This is a genomic window from Nonomuraea endophytica, from assembly GCF_014203235.1.
In the GTDB taxonomy this organism is placed as follows: Bacteria; Actinomycetota; Actinomycetes; order Streptosporangiales; family Streptosporangiaceae; genus Nonomuraea; species Nonomuraea endophytica.
Window position 1 is genome coordinate 343268 of the sequence record NZ_JACHIN010000012.1, and the last position, 14810, is coordinate 358077.

The window sequence follows — 14810 nt, forward strand, 5'->3', positions numbered from 1 at the left end:
ACGGCCCCACTCTCAAGCGGGTGGGGCCTCGAACCTGCCGAGCTGCCACTGCGCGAACGAACTGATCTCCTCGTCGCGCACCCTGGCGGCGTGGCGCAGCAGCGCCGGGTCGTCCTCGGCCATGCGCGTCGAGATCGCCGCGGCGAACAGCCTGGCCACCGGGTCCTCTCCCTCCATCCCGGCCACGACCTCGCCCGGGTCGGGATCCTCGGTGTCCGAGGCGACCAGCCAGGCGGTGAGCCGTCCGACCTCGGGGTCGGTCAGCCGCGACAGCCCGGCCATGAGCTGCTCGGTCGAGGCCGTCGCCAGGAAGTGCAGGACCTTCCAGCGGATGGCGGTATCGGGGTCCCGGCTTGAGGTGAGGACGTGGGCGATGACGTCGCCGTGCCGTTCGTCCGTGGCGAGCAGCACGAACTCGACGGCGAAGAACCGCACCTGGAGCCGCGGGTGGGCCAGCAGGCCCGGAACCTCGTCCAGGAGTTCATCGGCCCGCTCACCCAGCTCCGACAGCAGCCAGGCCCCGTTCTGCACGGCGTCGTCGTCGCCGCTGCGCAGGAGCGTGCGGATGTTCTCGACGGGGTAGCCGCCGAACAGTTCGTCGAGCAGGTCGTTGGCCACCTGCCCGCGGGTCTCGTCGTCGGGGCGGGCGAGGATGCGCGCCACCAGGGCGTCTCCCGTCTGCGTCTGCATCTCGCGCTACTTCCCCTCGTCGGCCTTGCGCTGGAGGTCCTTCAGGAGCTTCTCCTCCGCTTCGAGCCGCGCCGCGTGTCCGTCGTCGCGGCCGAGGCGGGCCTGGTTCATCTTCCGCGTAAGGACGCTGTCCTGGAGTTCTTTCGCCGCCTTCGCCGCCTGCTCAGGTGTCATGTTGTTCACGTCGTTGGCGTTGGGCAACCTGCCGTGCATCCGCTGCGCGGCGGCGTCATAGCTGGCCGAGGAGTTCGGGTCGTAGCCGCGGCCCTTCTTGCCTCTGCCGCCACCGCCGCCGCCCCCACGCCTGCGCCCGATCTGGAGCATGCCGTCGCGGGCGTGCGGACGCTTCTCCATCTCCTTCATGATGCGGCGCATGGTGTCGGTCACCTGGCCGCGCAGGAACGGCGCCAGCCCTCTGGCCGTGCCCTCCGCGCCTTCGAGCGCCACCTTGCCCGCGGCGTGGCGGGTCATGTACATGCGGGCCAGGGCCAGCATCCCGCCCGCCGCGCCGCCGAACAGCAGCGCCTGGGTGGTGAGGGTCAGCCCGTACGCGGCCTGCGTGCCCACGGCCAGCTTCACCCCGCTGACCACGTTCGCGGTGCCGTCCAGGACGACCGGCGCGAGCTTCGCCGCCGAGGTGGCCTGGGCGATGTGGCCGCCGTCGTCGCCGACCTTGTCCCAGTGGGCCGCCAGCTGGGTGGCCGAGTCGCCCTGGTAGACCTCCTGCGTACGGCGGACCGTCTCGTCGGCCGCCGCGCCCTGGGCCGACGCTCCGGCGAGCACGACGCGCCAGTCGTCCGCCTCAAGGCGCCACTCGTCCTCGTTGTCGTTCGGCCAGGGGAAGCCGATGAGGTTGAGGAACCCTGCCACCTGCGGGTCGAGTACTACGCCCATGTGGGCGTCTCGAAGCTCTCGACGCTGGCGCTCTCCGCGACCCGGGTGTTCCACGACACCGTGCGCAGGCCCTCACCGGTCTCGGCGATCTCCCCGCCGATCCCCGTCAGCGTCTCGAGCGAGACCTGGAGGCATTCGTTGTAGGTCCCCACGATGGTGGCGAACAACCCCTCGCCGCCGAAGGTGCGGGCGCCCGTTCCCCGTTGCTGTAGCCGCATGACCGAGGCGTCATAGTCCGCCCCGTGGCCGCTGACGTACGTGCCGCCGCGTCCCACCGATTCCGAGGCGATCTCAAATCCCGTCATGCTCATGAAGCATATCCAGCCACATTGCGACATGAGCATTTGCATTTACACTAAACGCTCATCCCGCCCTTGACCGATGGAGGTCGACATGCGTTCACCTGCCCCGGAGGACGACGCCGAGTACCTCCACCAGTACGTCGCCCAGAGCCGCCGCGCCATCCGCGCGCTGCATGACGCCCGCGCGTCCATCGCTCAGGTGGAGGGCCGCGCGAAGAGCGGCGACGGGCTGATCGAGGCGATCGCCGACGGCCACGTCGCCCCCACCCGCCTGCGCATCGACCCGCAGGCGCTGCGGCTGACCGAGGCCGCGCTCGGCAGGAAGGTCACCGAGGTGCTGCGGGCCGCGCAGGACGACGCCGGACGGCAGGCGCGGGAGATCGCCGACGGGGTGCGCGACGTCACCGCGGCCCTGGCGGCGCCGCTCGACGAGACCTTCGTACGCGCCCGCGTCGACCAGGCGCTCAACGACCTTGCCTAGGAGGCGAAGCGTGCTCGGGCCGGACATCGACCCCGCCAACATCAGCGAACGGGAGCTGGACGAGGCCGCCGGACGGGCCGAGCGCATGCTGGCCTGGCTGGAGTCGGCGCAGGAGGAACTACAAGCTGTCACCGGCGCCGGCGAGGGCCCGTCGGGCCACGTGCGGGTGACGGTCGACGCCGACGGTCTCGTCCTCGACGTCCGCTATGACCGGCAGGCCCTGAAGCTGGGCAGCCAGGACCTCGCCGATGAGACGCTCGCGGCGGTGCGGTCGGCGGCCGCCGACGCCCGGCGGCGCACCCACGACCTCATGCGTGAGGCGATCCCCGGCTTCGATCCGGCCCAGACCCAGTCCGAACTCGAACGGCTACTCCGCGCCGAGTGACCGGGTCCTGGGGGTGCGGGCGAGGGCGGCGAGGAGCGTGCCGAGGAGGGCGACGGCGAACAGGACGGTGTAGGCGCGCTGGAATCCGGTCATGAGCTGGTCCACGGCGACGGGTGACAGCTTGGCCAGCGTGGCCGCGTACACCTGGTCGCGCAACTCCGGGCCCACCGAGCTGGTGATCAGGCTCAGCGACATGCCCACGCTCAGCACGACCCCCACGTTCATGATCATGATGCGGAAGCCGTTCACCACCCCCAGGCTGCCGGCGGGCAGCGCGGTCATCACCTGCGTGGTGTTGCCGGTCAGGAACGTCCCGCTCCCGCACCCGGCCAGGAAGAGCCCCACCCCGATGATCCAGTACGGCGTCGCCGGATCCGCCGTCAGCATCAGCGTCCCGAGACCCAGGGCGCTGAACACCGACCCCCCGATCGACAGCGCGTAGGGAGACAGGCGGCGCCCCAGCGCCCCCGCGATGGGCGAGGCGAGCGCCATGCCCACCGGCACCGGCAGCACGCTGAGACCGGCCGTGAAGGCGTCCAGGCCCCGGGCGGACTGGAAGTACAGGGCGACCACCAGGATCAGCGCCGAGCGGGCCAGCGCGTTGCAGAGCGAGGCCAGGTTCGCGCAGGCCAGCATCCGCCCCGCGAACAGTCCCATGTTGAGCACCGGGTGCGAGGCCCGCCGTTCCACGACCACGATCAGCGGGGCGAGCACGAGGAAGACGGCGGCGCCGGTGATCACGACCGGGCTGGACAGGCCGCGGGAACCGGCCTCCGACAACGCCAGCAATACCCCCGACAGGGCGGCGAAGACCAGCACGTTGCCGAGCGCGTCCACTGGCTCGCGCGGCCCGCGCGGCATCTTGCGCAGCGTCACCGCACCCCACACCAGCGCGATCACCCCGGCGGGCACGTTCACCCAGAAGATCCACTGCCAGCCCGCGGTGTCGGCGATGAGGCCGCCCAGCGTGGGGCCGGCGAGCTGGGCGACGGACAGGGTGCCGATGTAGACGCCCATGCCCTGGCTGAGCCGGTCGGGCGGGAAGGCGTCGGTGATGATGACGGTCCCGTTGGCCAGGATCATGGCGGCGCCGATGGCCTGGACGACCCGCATGGCCACCAGGAACCACACGTTCGGCGAGAACCCGGCCAGCAGCGAGGCCACGGTGAACAGCGCGAACCCGGCCAGGTAGATCTCCCGCCGCCCGAGCAGGTCGGCGACGCGGCCGAAGAAGACCAGGCTGGCGGTGTTGACCAGCAGGAACGCCAGCAGGATCCAGCCCGACTCGAACGGCCCCGCCCGGAAGTGCCGGACGACCGTGGGCAACGCCACGTTGAGCGTGCTCCCGGCGATGCCGATCAGGACAAGCCCGAGACTGGTGACCGACACCACCTTCCAGGCATACCGGAGGCGGCTGGCGTAATCGGGGGAGACCGCGACCATGCCCCCCACTATGACGTACGACGTACGTCCGCTTTCACCTGGCCCGCTTGCGCAGCCCCTCCAGGTCGTGAATGATCACCCGCCGCCGCCCGGTCTCGATCAGCCCGCGGTCGCGCAGCGAACGCAGCGCCTTGCTGACCGCCTCCCGCGAGGCGCCGGTCCAGCCGGCCAGCTCGTCCTGGGACAGGGGCAGCGCCACGCGTACCCCGGTGCTGGTCTTCTCGCCGTAGCGCTCGGCCAGCTCGATCAGCCGGGTCGCCACCCGCCCGGTCGTGTCGAACGCGCCGTACTCGATGCGCTTGCGGTCGGCGTCGCGCAGCTTCTCGGTGACCAGCTGCATGAGCAGCACCGCCACCCGCCCGTGCTCGCGCAGGTAGGCGGGGAAGTCCTGCACCACGATGCCCTCGATCGGCTCCAGCGCCGCCACCGTGGCCGAGCGCGGCCAGCCGTCGATCGACGACATCTCGCCGATCAGCGCGCCCGGCCCGCGGATGGCCAGCACGACCTCGGTGCCGCTGCTGGTGTGCGATGAGCACTTGACCCGGCCCTCGGTCAGCACCAGCACCCAGTCGGAGGTGTCGCCTTCTGTCATGACGGTCGTGCCGCGCTCCCACCTGCGCGGCCGGCCCGCCGCGCGCAGCGCGGCGATCTCTTCGGGGGTGAGCAAGGAGGTGAACTCGCCAGGCTCTGGGTTCATGCCGCGATTATGACTGTACGGCCGCCGCCCCTTCTATGGCATTGTCAGCAGAACGTGCGCCTCCACCCGCTCATCCTTGCCCTTGAGCTCCAGCTTTCCGAGCGGCCGGGTCGTCACTCCGGCACCCAGCTGGGCCAGCGTGGTCGCGCCGATGACCACCGTGCCGGGCTCCGCGACACCCTGCAGCCGCGCCGCCACGTTCACGCAGTCGCCCATCGCGTTGAAGCCGCGCAGCTCCGGGCTGCCGATGTTGCCCACGAGCGCGGGACCGGTGTTGACCCCGACCCGGAACGTCGGCCACTCCACGTCGGCGCCCCTGCTCTCGGCGGCGATCACCTCCGCCGCCTCCTGCATCGCCAGCGCCGCCCGGCAGGCCGCCGCCGCGTGGTCGCGCTGGGTGGCCGGCGCGTTGAACAACGCCAGCAGCGCGTCCCCGACGAACTGCACGATCGTGCCGCCGTTGTCGAGAATGCACGGCACCGCGGCGGTGTGGTAGCGGTTGAGCATCTCCACGATCTCGCCGGGCGTGACCCGCTCGGAGAACGTCGTGAACCCCTTGAGGTCGGCGAACAGCGCGGTGAGCTGCTTCAGCTGCCCGCCGAGCGCCGCCTGGTCCGGATCGGCGAGCAGCGCGTTGGCCACGTCGGGCGACATGTACTGCCGGAACAACGTGTTGAGCTCGTGGTAGAGGCGGGCGTTCTCCAGCGAGATCGACAGCTGTCCCGCCAGTGTGGCCGCGAGCGCCTCATCCTGCGCGGTACGGCCCAGCGGCACCTCCAGCGCCCCGGCCAGATGCCCCTTCACGGTCAGCGGGTAGGCGACGAGCTGGTCCCGGTGCACCGGTGCGTGGCCCTCGAAGACGTACTCGCGGGAGCCGATGTCCACCTGCCCGTCGGAGACCAGGCCGATCCTGACGTCCCCGTACGCCTGGCGGACCCGTTCCAGCGCGGTGGCCAGCAACTCCGTCTCCGGCAGGCCGACCCGGGTCTGGGCGCTGACGTCCACGAGGGCGGCCAGGCGCTCCGACAGCCGCCGCTCGTTGGCCAGGGCTTCTCCGGCCCGGTCCAGGACGGCCGCTTGGCTCTCGGTCAGGTCGAACTTGCCGGACAGGCGGGTGGCGGCCAGGGGTTCGCCGCGCCGTACGTGCTCGACGACCTCCTCCAGGGCGCGGTCGTAGTCGGCCTTGATGCGCGCCACCGTCGCCGACAGGGCGACGGCGTCGAACAGGCCCGCGCTGGAACCCTCGCGGCGGAACTTCAGGTAGGAGCTGTAGCCGACGAAGACGAAGGCCAGCGTCAGCAGGATGTGCCAGAGCCACCAGGTCAGGTGCCAGTTGAGCTGCGACATCCCGGCCAGCATCGCCTCGCCGAGGAGCGCGTAGGCGGTGATCAGGCTGATCAGCATGGCCGCCGGGCGCCTGCGGTGGATCAGGAACATCATGACGGTGGCGGCGCCGTAGAGCAGGACACCGGGGATGGAGGCCCAGACCAGCCAGTCGGCGTGCTCCCTGAGCGGCGGGTCGCTGAGCGGGGTGAGGCCGGGCAGCAGCGAGGCCAGCCCCCACAGGATCATGAAGCCGATCAGCGCGCCGCGGATGACGTGCTGCGCTTCGAGTACGCGCGCCGCCGCCTGCTCACCCAGCGGCAGCGCGGAGGCGAACGCGAACCCGGCGGCGACCGTGAGCCCGACCTGCTGCCCGATGTCGAACCCGAGCGAGCCGACCGGCAGGATCACCTGCGGCGTGGCCAGGCCGTGCAGGAAGAAGAACCCGGCGCTGGTCAGGAACACCATCGACACGAGGAACAACCGCGCGTCCTGCCTCCGGCGCGAGGCCTCGCTGACCATCAGGCCGAGGGTCACGTTGAGTCCGGCGACCGCGAGGATCATCCAGAAGTGGCTGGGATTGTGCTGCCACATGACGTTCAGCTGCTCCTGCGCGAGGAGAAGCCACAGCCCGAGCAGGGGCAGCGCTAGATGGATCGCCCAGACGACGGCTCTGACCGGCTGGGTTGCTGGCGGGAGGTAGGGACGGTCGGTAGGCAACGTGCGGCCTCCGCAGTGACGTGGGCCCCGAACAGTCCTGATTATCCCTAAGACCGGCACCGAGCGGTGCGTCGTTTTACGCAGTCCGTCAGTCAGAGTTGGTAAGCCTAGTTCGTCACTCTATGTAAGTTATGAACACGTTATGTGATTCTTGTCATCCATTGGAACGGTTGAAGCGTGAACCTCATGCTCACCATGAGCATCAGATTCCCCTGGAAGGACAACCGTGGCCCTCAAGACTCGCGTGCTCCCGCTCGCCGCCGCAGGCGCGCTGGCCGCCTCACTGCTTACCGTCGGTGGCGTCGCCACCGCTTCCACCTCCTCGGCGGCCGAGGTGCACGCGTGCGTGCACAAGAAGACGCGGTACGCCCGCATCGTCAACCCGACCACGCCCTGCAGGAAGACCGAGATCCGGGTGCTCATCGGAGGCGGCGGCGGGCACAGCACCTCCGGCGTCCAGGGCCCCCAGGGTGAACGCGGCCCCGCGGGCCCGGCCGGCCAGACCGGCGCCACCGGCCCCACGGGCCCCACCGGACCGAAGGGCGCGACCGGCCCGCAGGGCCCGAAGGGCCTCGACGGCAAGGACGGCCTCCCGGGCAAGCCGGGTGCCGATGGCAAGGACGGTGCGACGGGCCCCAAGGGCGCCGACGGCAAGGACGGTGCGACCGGTCCCAAGGGCGCTGACGGCAAGGACGGCCTGAACGGCAAGGACGGCCTGAACGGCAAGGACGGCGCGACCGGTCCCAAGGGCGCCGACGGTAAGGACGGCCTGCCGGGCAAGCCTGGGCAGAACGGCAAGGACGGTAAGGACGGCGAGCGCGGTCCGGTGGGTCCCCAGGGTCCCAAGGGTGACCCCGGCACCGGCGGTGGCGGCACCTACACGACCTATACGAAGTCCGCTTCCATCGGCAACTACGGCACCGGCAGCGTCTCGTGCAACGGCAACGACGCGGTCACCGGCGGCGGCTTCTCCGGCGTCTCCTCGCGTTACACCGTGACCAGCAGCATGCCCTCCGGCTCCGGCTGGTCGGTGGCGGTCGAGAAGCTGGACAACGACTACGACAAGAGCGGCGGCGGCAACAAGGGCACCGTCTACGTGGTCTGCCTGAAGAAGGTCTGACACGCGCTGAGGGGCCGGTGAACAGCCACCGGCCCCTCAGACCCAGCTATCTAGCCCAGGAGCTCAGGCAGCGTCCCCTCGTGCGTCTCGCGCAGTTCCGCGAGCGGCACCTCGAACACGCCCTCGACGACCAGTGAAGTCCCACCGGTCACGCCGAGCCCGTAGCAGGGCACCTCGTGCCGCGCGCACAGCGCCGCGAACTCGTCGAACGCCTCCGGCCTGACAGCCACCAGCGCCCGCGCCGACGACTCGCTGAACAGGTCGGTGAACGCGTCCCCGGTCAGCGAAGCCGACACCGTGGCGCCGACCCCGGCCGCCAGACACGCCTCGGCCAGCGCGATGCCCAGGCCACCATCAGACAGGTCGTGCGACCCCTGCAGCAGCCCGCGCCGCCCCGCCTCGACCAGCACAGCGGCCAGCGCGGCCTCGGCGACGAGGTCGGCCTCGGGCGGCAGCCCGCCCAGGTGGCCGTGCGCCACGTGCGCCCACTCCGAGCCGCCGAACTCGGCCTTCGTCTCACCCAGCAGCGCGACCCGCAGCCCTTCGGAGGTGAACCCGGACGGCACCCGCTTGGCCACGTCGTCGATGACGCCGAGCACGCCCACGACCGGCGTCGGGTGGATGGCGGTGCTGCCGGTCTGGTTGTAGAAGGAGACGTTGCCTCCGGTCACCGGCACGCCGAGGATCTTGCAGGCGTCGGCCAGGCCGCGTACCGCCTCGGCGAACTGCCACATCACCTCGGGGTCCTCGGGCGAGCCGAAGTTGAGGCAGTTGGTGACGGCCAGCGGCTTGGCGCCGGTGACGGCCACGTTGCGGTAGGCCTCGGCCAGCGCCAGCTGCGCCCCCGCGTACGGGTCGAGCTTGGCGTAGCGGCCGTTGCCGTCGGTGGCCAGCGCGATGCCGCGGGTGGTGGGCTCGGCGCCCGCCATCACCTCGGAGATACGCAGCATGCCCGCGTCGGCCGGCTGGGCCAGCACGGTGTTGGAGCGCACGTAGCGGTCGTACTGGGAGGTCACCCACTCCTTGGAGGCCAGGTTCGGCGAGCCGAGGAGCTGCAGGAGCGCGGCCCGCAGGTTGTCGGGGCGCTCCAGGCGGTCGGGGGTGTCGGCGTTGAGCGCGGGCTGGCCGACCGGCTCGTGGTAGGGCCGCTCGTACACCGGTCCGTCGTCGGCCGCGGTGCCCGGCGGGATGTCCACGATGACCTCGCCGTCCCAGGTCATGACCAGGCGGCCGGTGTCGGTCACCTCGCCGATGACGACGGCGGGCACGTCCCACTTCTCGCAGATGGCCATGAAGGCCGGGATGTCCGACGGCGTGACGACCGCCATCATCCGCTCCTGGGACTCGCTCATCAGGATCTCCTCGGGCCGGAGCGAGGGATCGCGGAGCGGGACCAGGTTGAGGTCGACGTGCATGCCGCCGGTGCCCTTGGCGGCGAGTTCGGTGGTGGCGCAGGAGACGCCCGCCGCGCCGAGGTCCTGGATGCCGACGACCACGTCGGCCGCGTAGAGCTCCAGGCAGCACTCGATGAGCAGCTTCTCCATGAACGGGTCGCCGACCTGCACGGCGGGCCGCTTGGCCTGCGACTCGTCCTCGAAGGTGGCCGAGGCCAGCACCGAGGCGCCGCCGATGCCGTCGGGACCGGTGGAGGCGCCGAACAGCACGACCTTGTTGCCGGGGCCCGGCGCGGTGGCCAGCTTGATCTGGTCCTTGCGCAGCAGGCCGACGCAGAGGGCGTTGACCAGCGGGTTGCCGATGTAGCAGGGGTCGAAGACGACCTCGCCGCCGATGTTGGGCAGGCCCAGGCAGTTGCCGTAGGAGGAGATGCCCTCGACGACGCCGGGCAGCACCCGCTTGGTGTCCGGCTGGTGGGCGCCGCCGAAGCGCAGCGCGTCCATGACGGCGATGGGGCGCGCGCCCATCGACATGATGTCGCGCACGATCCCGCCGACGCCGGTGGCCGCGCCCTGGTGCGGCTCGACGTAGGACGGGTGGTTGTGCGACTCGATCTTGAACGTGGCGGCCCAGCCGTCGCCGATGTCGACGACACCGGCGTTCTCGCCCATGCCGACGAGCAGCGCCTCGGACTTCGGGGCCTTGGTGGCGAACTGCCGCAGATGCACCTTGGACGACTTGTACGAGCAGTGCTCCGACCACATGACGGAGTAGATGGCCAGCTCGGACCCGGTGGGCCGGCGCCCCAGGATCTCCTTGACCTTCTCGTACTCGTCCCGCTTCATCCCCAGCTCGGCGAACGGCATCGCCTCGTCAGGCGTCACCCCGGCCCGCTTCACGGAGTCTGCGCTCATGGGTCGTTCACCGCTCCTCATTCGCTCCGCGGAGTGCCTCGTTCCCCGGCCCTCCACTCCGCTCACCGCGTCGGGTTCACTCCCGATCATGAGTTCACCAGCTTCCGCAGGATCGAGGTGAAGAAGGCGCGGCCGTCGGTCGACGGGGCGCCGACCAGGTCCTCGACCGCGTGCTCGGGGTGCGGCATGAGGCCGACGACGTTGCCGGCCTCGTTGGTGATGCCCGCGATGTCGTTGAGCGAGCCGTTGGGGTTGCCGAGGTAGCGGAAGACCACCCGGCCGTCCGCCTCAAGCTCGGCCAGCGTCTCGTCGGAGGCGACGTAGCGCCCCTCGCCGTGCTTGACCGGTAGCACGATCTCCTGGCCGGCCGCGAAGTCGTGGGTCCAGGCGGTCCTGTCGGACTCCACGCGCAGCCGCTGGTCGCGGCAGATGTAGTGCAGCGAGGCGTTGCGGGTCAGCGCCCCGGGCAGCAGGTGCGCCTCGCACAGGATCTGGAACCCGTTGCAGGTGCCGAGCACGGGCAGGCCCGCCAGGGCCGCCGGGATCAGCTCGTCCATCAGCGGCGCGAACCGGGAGATGGCCCCGCACCGCAGGTAGTCGCCGTAGGAGAAGCCGCCGGGCAGGAAGACCGCGTCGACTCCGTTGAGATCGTGGTCGGCGTGCCACAGCGGAACGGCCTCGGCACCGGCCAGCCGCACGGCTCTCGCCGCGTCCTGGTCGTCGAGTGTGCCGGGAAACGTGACAATGCCCACTCGGGCAGCGCTCATGACTTTCGTCCCTCCGAGGATGCGCACGCGCGCGCCACCATCTCTTGCTGGCGGATGGCGGTCTGCGGCGGTGCCCACAATCTATCGGGTGCGCGGGCGTGCCTCTGTGAGGGCCTCCGGATGCGGACATGCCGCCGGTACGGCGAGGCGGCGGCCTGCCGTACGGAATGGGGGGATTGTCAGACGGCGGCGAGCTCGCGCGGCCGGGTGTCGGCCTCGTCCCACGCCAGCTGCTTGCGCAGGTGGACCGTGGTGCCCTGGCCGGGCGTGACGCCGAAGGAGATCTCGTCCACGACGGAGCGCATGATCAGCAGGCCGCGGCCGTTCTCGGTCTCGGGAGGCGGGAAGTGCAGGGGCATCGAGGGCAGTCCGCCGCCGTTGTCGGCGACGCGGACGTCGCACCGGCCGTAGCCGATGGCGGCCGTGACCTCGTAGCGGTTGGCGGGACCCCCGTGCCGTACCGCGTTGGAACATGCCTCGGACACGGCGAGCAACATGTCGGCGATGCAGCTTTCGCTTACGCTGAGTGAGCGCATAGCATCGCCGAGCACTCGCCTGACCATCGGTATGCCGATCGCATCCCGAGGCAGTGCCAACGAGAACTCAATATCCACCGGACCCCTCCCGGCGCCAGAACGTCACCTGGAGTAGGTTTCCCCGAGAAATCAGGGCTAACCGCAAAATCACGTTGTTGTTATTTAGTATTGGTAAGCCCGTGGGATTGTGGCACAGCAAAACCCGGCTTTAAGCCGCCAGGGGCAATTCTGGTGCCAAACGTACGCTTCTACCCCTCAACCCTCACGACGTAGTCCTCGATGACGGTGTTGGCCAGGAGCGTCTCGGCCATCTTTCGGACGTCCGCAAGTGCCGACTCGTCGGCGGGGCCGTCCAGTTCGATCTCGAAGCGCTTGCCCTGACGGACCGCGGAGACCCCGGCGAAGCCCAGCCTAGGCAGGGCTCGGGCGATGGCCTGCCCCTGCGGGTCGAGAATCTCCGGCTTCAGCATGACGTCGACGATGACGCGCGCCACTTGGGTCCTCCTGCGATGGCGATGGTGGTCGGGTGCCGAGGGTCAAGCCTAGTGCCAGGCAGACCAGCGGAATCGCCGGGATGACGTAACGCACGTCATAGGCGGCCAGGAAGGGCGGGGAGACGACCAGTGCGAGCGCCGCCACCCCCGGCAGCAGCGCGTCCCAGCGCCGACGGACCACCGCGGCGGTCAGCGCGCCGGCCAGGCCCAGCATCAGCACGGGGAAGGGCAGGTAGCCGAAGCGCTGGTAGGCGCGCAGCCATCCCGCGAACGGCTCGACGACGCGGGTGGCGGCGGGGCCGTCCTCGTAGGACTCGGCGATCTCCTTGACCGAGCCGTTCAGCGGGCGCTCGGCGGCGGGGAACTTGTAGGGCGTCTTCTCCTCCGCGGCGGTGCGCTCCCAGCGCAGCAGCTTGGCGAGGTCGACGGCCACCGCGCCGAGGTAGGGGCCGGGCTGGGCGAGGATCGCCTTCCTGGCGAACTCGCCGGCGAGCTGGTTGCGGTTGGCGGCGCCGGGCACCTTGAGCAGGGGCGAGAAGCTCTCCCACAGCCAGTACGGCGGGTAGGGCCGCTGCTCGACCGGCATGTCGGGGCAGAGCACGGCCAGGCGCTCCGGCGGCCTGATCACCGCGCAGTCGGCGAAGCTCATGGTCCTGGACCACAGGAAGTTGCCGTCCGCCTCGGTCAGCGCGAACTTGCCCTTCTCGACCTTGGTCCAGGTGGCGTACGCGCCGAGTGGTATGGCCCCGGCCACCACGAGGGCCAGCAGCGGGCGCCAGCCGTATCGTCGCCGGCTCCTCAACTTCGTATACCGGCGAATGAGCAGGTAGGCGGCGGTGAGGATGAGCAGGGGCAGGCCGACCGTGCGGGTGATCCCCGCGAGCCCGAGCAGTAGCCCGCCCACGGCGGCGGTGGCCGGGGTCACCCGCCAGACGATGAGCGTGATCGCGGCGCAGACCAGCACGATGAAGACGAGGTCGGCCATGATCATGTGCTCGAGCAAGACCATGAACTCGTCGAAGAGGATGGGCGTGACCAGCAGCGTGGCGCCCCAGCCGGGCAGGCCGCGGCGGCGTAGCAGCAGGTAGACGCCGACCGCGAGGGCCAGGCCGAGCAGGTGCTGCGCGACGGTGATCAGCGTGAGGCTGTGCGCGGGGCGCAGCAGCGCCAGCAGCAGGGAGTAGCCGGACGGGCGGGTGGTGCCGGGGGCGAGCTTCTCACCCAGGAACGCGAAGGAGTCGCCGAAGAACAGCAGCGACGGGGGATAGCCGAGGACGGCCAGCAGGCGCAGCGCGATCGCGGGTATCAGGGTGACGATCAGGGCGCGGTGTGCTGACACGGGAACTTCGCTTCCTCGGGAGACCGCGTTCCAGGTTAATAGGAAATGTCACCATCCCGATCGCCAGACAGGTCAGCGGGATGGCCGCGAGCACGTATCTGATGTCGTATCCGCTCACGAACGGCGGGACGGCCACCACCGCCACGGCCGCCAGCCCCGGCAGCAGCGCCTCGGGCCGCCGCCTGATCAACGCGGTCGCCAGTGAGCCGAGAAGGGCCAGCGTGAGCAGCGGATACGGCAGGTAGCCGAAGCGCTGGTAGGCGCGCATCCACCCGGCGTACGGCTCGACGAGGCGGGTGTCGGCAGGGCCCCGCTCGTAGTTCGCGGGCGCGGGATCCTTCACCGGCCGCTCCTCGCGCGGAAACTGGTACGGGTTGCGCTTGCCGGGCACCACCCGCGACGAGGTGCGCTCCCAGCGCAGCAACTCGCCGAGGTCCCTGCCCACGGCCACCAGGTACGACCCCGGCTGGGCGGCGATCGCCTCGCGGGCGAACCGCCCGGCCACCGCGTTGCGTTCCTTGACCGGGATCCGGTCGAGCGTCCCACCCCATAGCCAGAACGGCGGCGCCGCCCGCTTCCCGGCGGGCTGATCGGTGCAGAGCCGGGTGTCGGATGGCCGGATGATCCGGCAGTCGGCGAAGCTCATCGTCCGTGCCCACAGGAACATCCCGTCCGCCCTGGCCAGGGCCGGGGAGCCGGTCTCGGCGAACGCCCAGGCGGAGTACGCCAGCAGCGGCGCCATCCCGGCCGCCGCCAGTCGCAGCACCGGTCGCCACCCTGCCCGGCGCGCCGCCAGGTAGGCCAGGCCGAGCACGAGCACCGGCAGGCCGACCGTCCTGGTGAGCGCGGCGGCTCCGAGCAGCAGGCCGGCGGTGCCGTACCTGCTGCTGAGCAGGGTGAGCACGCCGCCCGTCAGCAGCGCGGCGAACAGCGCGTCGGCCATCACCATGTGCTCCATGAGGATGAGGAACTCATCGAACAGCAGCGGCGTGACGACCAGCGTGGCGCCCCACCCGGGCAGGCCGCGGCGGCGTAGTAATGCATAGACCGAAACCGCCAGGACGAGCCCGATCACGTGCTGCACGGCGGTCACCAGCGCCAGGCTGTGCGCCGGGCGGAGCAGGTGCAGGAAGATGGAGTAACCCGCAGGTCGGAACGTTCCAGGGACAGGCTCGCGGAGGTAGGTGAAGGAGTCGGCGAAGAACAGCAGGGCCGGGGGATGCCCGGCCATGGTCAGCACGCGCAACACCACGGCCGGGACCAGTGCCGCGACCAGAAACCAGTGGTTTCCGGGCAGCACAAAGACACGT

At 70.6% G+C, this 14810-nt stretch carries 15 protein-coding genes; 3 read left to right on the forward strand and 12 right to left on the reverse strand.

Annotated features, from left to right (window positions below):
• Nucleotides 1–12 precede the first annotated feature (12 nt).
• The 3 genes from HNR40_RS38065 to HNR40_RS38075 are packed head-to-tail and all read right to left on the reverse strand — an operon-like array spanning nucleotide 13 to nucleotide 1889.
• Complete coding sequence (locus tag HNR40_RS38065) at nucleotides 13–690, reverse strand: hypothetical protein (protein WP_184970220.1); 678 nt, start codon at nucleotides 688–690, stop codon at nucleotides 13–15.
• Between the two features lie 6 nt (nucleotides 691–696).
• Nucleotides 697–1584: a WXG100-like domain-containing protein gene (locus HNR40_RS38070; RefSeq protein WP_184970222.1), complete on the reverse strand. Its 888-nt coding sequence runs from the start codon at nucleotides 1582–1584 to the stop codon at nucleotides 697–699.
• Entirely contained in the window at nucleotides 1575–1889 is a 315-nt protein-coding gene (locus HNR40_RS38075; protein ID WP_184970224.1) for a hypothetical protein, read from the reverse strand. Before HNR40_RS38075 ends, HNR40_RS38070 begins: the two co-directional genes overlap by 10 nt.
• Nucleotides 1890–1977: 88 nt before the next feature.
• On the opposite strand from HNR40_RS38075, the gene HNR40_RS38080 reads away from it, so the two are divergent.
• Nucleotides 1978–2367: a YbaB/EbfC family nucleoid-associated protein gene (locus HNR40_RS38080; protein ID WP_184970226.1), complete on the forward strand. Its 390-nt coding sequence runs from the start codon at nucleotides 1978–1980 to the stop codon at nucleotides 2365–2367.
• A gap of 10 nt (nucleotides 2368–2377) precedes the next feature.
• Nucleotides 2378–2752, forward strand: a complete 375-nt coding sequence (locus HNR40_RS38085; protein WP_184970228.1) for a YbaB/EbfC family nucleoid-associated protein — start codon at nucleotides 2378–2380, stop codon at nucleotides 2750–2752.
• Here HNR40_RS38085 and HNR40_RS38090 read toward each other — a convergent pair.
• The 3 genes from HNR40_RS38090 to HNR40_RS38100 are packed head-to-tail and all read right to left on the reverse strand — an operon-like array spanning nucleotide 2735 to nucleotide 6935.
• On the reverse strand, nucleotides 2735–4195 hold the full coding sequence (locus tag HNR40_RS38090) for an MFS transporter (protein ID WP_184970230.1): 1461 nt from the start codon (nucleotides 4193–4195) through the stop codon (nucleotides 2735–2737). The two genes, HNR40_RS38085 and HNR40_RS38090, sit on opposite strands and share 18 nt — an antisense overlap.
• A gap of 34 nt (nucleotides 4196–4229) precedes the next feature.
• A complete protein-coding gene (locus HNR40_RS38095) occupies nucleotides 4230–4892 on the reverse strand; it encodes a Crp/Fnr family transcriptional regulator (RefSeq protein WP_184970232.1) in 663 nt (220 codons plus the stop codon).
• 33 nt (nucleotides 4893–4925) lie between these two features.
• Entirely contained in the window at nucleotides 4926–6935 is a 2010-nt protein-coding gene (locus HNR40_RS38100) for an adenylate/guanylate cyclase domain-containing protein (RefSeq protein WP_221341321.1), read from the reverse strand.
• Nucleotides 6936–7161: 226 nt separating this feature from the next.
• Here HNR40_RS38100 and HNR40_RS38105 point away from each other — a divergent pair, with 226 nt between their 5' ends.
• Nucleotides 7162–8055 (forward strand): collagen-like domain-containing protein, encoded by an 894-nt coding sequence (locus HNR40_RS38105; protein WP_184970233.1) that lies wholly within the window; start codon nucleotides 7162–7164, stop codon nucleotides 8053–8055.
• A 50-nt stretch (nucleotides 8056–8105) separates the two neighbouring features.
• Here HNR40_RS38105 and purL read toward each other — a convergent pair whose 3' ends face one another.
• The 6 genes from purL to HNR40_RS57970 form a co-directional block, all read right to left on the reverse strand.
• A complete protein-coding gene (purL, locus tag HNR40_RS38110) occupies nucleotides 8106–10364 on the reverse strand; it encodes a phosphoribosylformylglycinamidine synthase subunit PurL (RefSeq protein WP_184970235.1) in 2259 nt (752 codons plus the stop codon).
• 86 nt (nucleotides 10365–10450) lie between these two features.
• Nucleotides 10451–11131 (reverse strand): phosphoribosylformylglycinamidine synthase subunit PurQ, encoded by a 681-nt coding sequence (purQ, locus tag HNR40_RS38115; protein WP_184970237.1) that lies wholly within the window; start codon nucleotides 11129–11131, stop codon nucleotides 10451–10453.
• A 179-nt stretch (nucleotides 11132–11310) separates the two neighbouring features.
• The gene (locus HNR40_RS38120) at nucleotides 11311–11694 is read right to left on the reverse strand and encodes an ATP-binding protein (protein WP_184970239.1); all 384 of its coding nucleotides are present in this window, start codon (nucleotides 11692–11694) and stop codon (nucleotides 11311–11313) included.
• Between the two features lie 221 nt (nucleotides 11695–11915).
• On the reverse strand, nucleotides 11916–12161 hold the full coding sequence (gene purS / locus HNR40_RS38125; RefSeq protein WP_184970241.1) for a phosphoribosylformylglycinamidine synthase subunit PurS: 246 nt from the start codon (nucleotides 12159–12161) through the stop codon (nucleotides 11916–11918).
• On the reverse strand, nucleotides 12079–13482 hold the full coding sequence (locus HNR40_RS38130) for a hypothetical protein (protein WP_376773564.1): 1404 nt from the start codon (nucleotides 13480–13482) through the stop codon (nucleotides 12079–12081). Before HNR40_RS38130 ends, purS begins: the two co-directional genes overlap by 83 nt.
• Entirely contained in the window at nucleotides 13379–14740 is a 1362-nt protein-coding gene (locus HNR40_RS57970; RefSeq protein ID WP_376773562.1) for a hypothetical protein, read from the reverse strand. The genes HNR40_RS38130 and HNR40_RS57970 overlap by 104 nt, the downstream gene beginning before the upstream one ends.
• Nucleotides 14741–14810 lie beyond the last annotated feature (70 nt).